This is a genomic window from Thermohalobaculum sediminis, assembly GCF_023487995.1.
GTDB classification, from domain to species: domain Bacteria; phylum Pseudomonadota; class Alphaproteobacteria; order Rhodobacterales; family Rhodobacteraceae; genus Thermohalobaculum; species Thermohalobaculum sediminis.
This window is the reverse complement of sequence record NZ_JAMFKN010000033.1, coordinates 1-3,386: the sequence shown is the minus strand read 5'-3', so window position 1 is coordinate 3,386 and position 3,386 is coordinate 1. Positions and strand designations below refer to the sequence as shown.

The following is a 3,386-nucleotide window of genomic DNA, read 5'->3' as shown; positions in this document are numbered from 1 at the left end:
TCATCCAGACGTTGCGACGTGCCGGCCGAGGCGATGAAGCGCAGTCGGAGCTCGACTTGATCGGAGTGGAGCATGCCGATCACCCTGGTGTCTTGATGGAACGAGTGCTCTTGGCGAAGGGCCGTCGGGCCTACGCCGAGGCGAGAGAAGCCGCGCGAAGCGCGGTGATGCGGCGCCCAAATGATACAAGACTTCGCCTTGAAGGGGTTCGCGTCGCCTCGCTTGCCGGGGACCACAAGTGGGCGCTTGAAGAACTAGCGAACGTGGAGCCCCTGCTCGATGCAGAAACCGTCTTGATCGAGCGAGGCGAAATCCTAATCAGAATGGCGCGTTTGGCTGATGTCCAGGAGTTGCTCGACGAATTAGATCGCCGAGGCATTTTAGATCCAAAGATTGGTATTCAACGAGCACGTCTCTTGGAGGAAAGGGGATGTTACGAACTTTCGGCCGCCGTCGCGATAGATTGGATCGAACGATTAGGGGTAAATAATTGCCCGACTGCCCTCTCAGAGATCGTAGTTCGCGTACTCTTGAAGTGCTCACGGCCACATGAGGCGTGGAACTTTGGAGAGGATGCGATTCGCGCGGGCGTCCAATCTGATCAGCTTCGCCTTATGACTGCGCGCGCCGCCTTTGCTTGCAACGACCCGGTGGCAGCCCGGTTGCATCTCACACATGTCTTGATGAGGCACTGCCCAGCTCATCTGATCAACGGCATGAGCGAGGCGCTAAAGGAGATCCTTTACGATCTCACGGGGCCAAAGGCATTCTACGAAGTAGCGGCAAAGATCCAAAGCGGGGTTATTTTCTCTAACTCTTTCCAAGATGACTTGGATAAGATGAACGGAAAGCATGAAAGCGTAATATCACGATATCTTCGCAGATCAAATGAGGAAGAATTTGAATCTCGATCATTCATTGATTTCGTGCATGCATGTTGGGACACTGGTCGACATGATCTGATGAGGTCAGAGATATACTCGTTGCCTGTGTCCGCCAAGTTTTCGCCAAAGCAAATGAATGCCTTGAGGAGGATTGCTCATTACATGAAGGGAGATGATAAGCTTCGTGGGTTCATATCGCATCGCCTTAAAAATCTGATTCTTGATGACCAGACACGCGATGGTTCTTCGTTCGTTCTTGAGTTTGAGGCAGCGAGCTCGCAAGAGGAAATTAGAGCGATCGCGCAGAGGTGTTTGGACTTTTTGGAGAGCCGCGAGCCCGGACGACAGTTGAAGTCTTTCCTAGCCCTGGAGGCGGGGAAGCTGGCATCGACGATTGAAGATGATGCGCTCGCAGAGCGTGTTCGCTTCCATCGTAGACGTGCGATCGACGGACTGCGCGACGAAAGGGCCGTGGAAGCGCTAGACCGAGAGCGCCGTCTCTGTGGCCTGATACATCGCGGCTCTTCTGCGCCGAGATCTCCCCGGGTCTCCGTCATCGCTCCCGTCCATCGTGCGAGTGACCTGGGAAACCTTTGTGGAAGCGTATCGCGGCAATCGTGGAACAACATGGAGGTGATCATCGTAGCGAACGGAGAACTTCTTAATTCAGATTTGGTGAATAATCTGCAGGACTCTCTTGAGAAAGATGCAAAGGTTGTGCACTCGAATGAAAATCAAATCGGGAAAATTCTGAACGAAGCCGCAGATATGGCGTCTGGCGATATCATCATGCGATTCGACTCTGACGATATATATCTAGAAAACTATGTTGAGTCATCTGTGAGATCAATGGAATTTTTGAATGCGGATGTCATTGGTAGATCATCTTACTTTGTTTATATTGAAGAATTGAACATGATATTTCGTCACAGACCGCAACCATATTTTATAGATTGGAAGGTGTCCGGTCCGTTTGCAGCCGGCTGTTCGCTTTGCTTTAATAAAAAAGTTTTTGATGACGTTCGTTTTCTTGAAACGGTTTCTCTCGGTGAAGACACTGCATTCTGTAGGAACGTCTTCATGCGCGGCTGGAGATGCTATGATGTAGATCCATTCAATTTTGTCGTAATGCGCCGACAAGAGAAGTCGCGACACACATGGCATGCAGGTGACGCAATCCTGATAGAGGAGGCAGATTGCCTCGGAGGTCCGGAAATGATTGCGCTGCTCTCAACGCCGGGCCTCCTCTCGGGGCGATGGTCGTCCTACTATGACGACGCGATTAATACGGCAAAGCATCTGCTCTGACACCTGATCTGGGTGGCCAGTGCCGAGCACTATTGCATTCTCGAGCGGCGTCTCATCCGCTGGTTTGACATGGCCGTTGATCCGCCAAGCCGCCCTTCCATCGCCAAAAGGCGATCTGACCTGCCAAAGAACGTTCATCCAGCGGCGACTGGAGTCTCGGCTTTCGATGCACCATTTGGCGAGGTTGACCGTCGGGGTTGGGCTACAGGTGATCCGGGATTGGGTCTTGCGCTTCAACGACGGTGGCCCGGAAGCCCTGGCGACGCGCAGGGCGCCCGGCAAGACGCCGATCCTGACGGGCGAACAGCGCACGAAGCTGGCAGCGGCGGTGGAGGCGGGGCCGAAGCCCTATCATGACGGCGTCGTGCGCTGGCGACTGCTCGACCTGGCGCAGTGGGCGCATGAGGAACTGGGCGTCTCGGTGAGCCGCCAGACCCTGGGGCGGGAGCTGCGCGCCATGGGGTTCCGGAAGCTCTCGGCGCGCCCGCAGCACTACGCCCAGGACGCGGACGCCGTTGCGGAGTTCAAAAAAACTTCCGCGACGTCGTCACGGCGATCCGCATCGAGCATGGCTGGCCGCCCATAGAGATCTGGTTCCAGGACGAGGCGCGGATCGGTCAGAAGAACAAGCTCACCCGCAGGTGGGCGCGGCGCGGAACCCGGCCCCGCGCGCCGCACGATCAACGCACGAAATGGGCCTACATCTTCGGCGCCATCTGCCCGGCAGAGGGAAAGGGCGCAGGCCTCGTCATGCCCTGGTGCGACACCCAAGCCATGGCGGAGCATCTGAAGCTCATCAGCGCCGAGGTCGCGCCGGGCGCCCACGCCATTCTGCTCCTCGATCAGGCTGGCTGGCATACATCCTCGAAACTCGCTGTCCCTGACAACATCACCCTCGTACCAATCCCTCCGAGGTCGCCGGAGCTGAACCCCGTCGAGAACGTCTGGCGGTTCATCCGGGACAACTGGTTGTCCAACCGGGTCTTCAGGAACTACGACGACATCGTCGCCCACTGCTGCGAGAGCTGGAACAAGCTCATGGATCAGCCCTGGCGCATCTCGTCAATTGGGCGGCGGACGTGGGCGCATGAGTTCTGATCAATTAGCGCTGGTAGAAGTCATCAAAAAAAAGATCTGACGCCGGAGCGGGGCAGAGAGATGATCGACTTCGTGAAGGCGGCGTTCCGGGTCTCG

General features: G+C 56.1%; 1 protein-coding gene and 1 pseudogene. Both read left to right on the top strand.

Annotation, left to right across the window (positions count from 1 at the left end; genetic code table 11):
- Window positions 1-2,192 (top strand): glycosyltransferase (locus M1105_RS20415; RefSeq protein WP_249582214.1); only part of this gene is annotated, 2,192 nt, incomplete at its 5' end.
- Window positions 2,193-2,385: 193 nt separating this feature from the next.
- Window positions 2,386-3,290: pseudogene (locus tag M1105_RS20410) on the top strand (IS630 family transposase); the annotation flags it as partial.
- Window positions 3,291-3,386 lie beyond the last annotated feature (96 nt).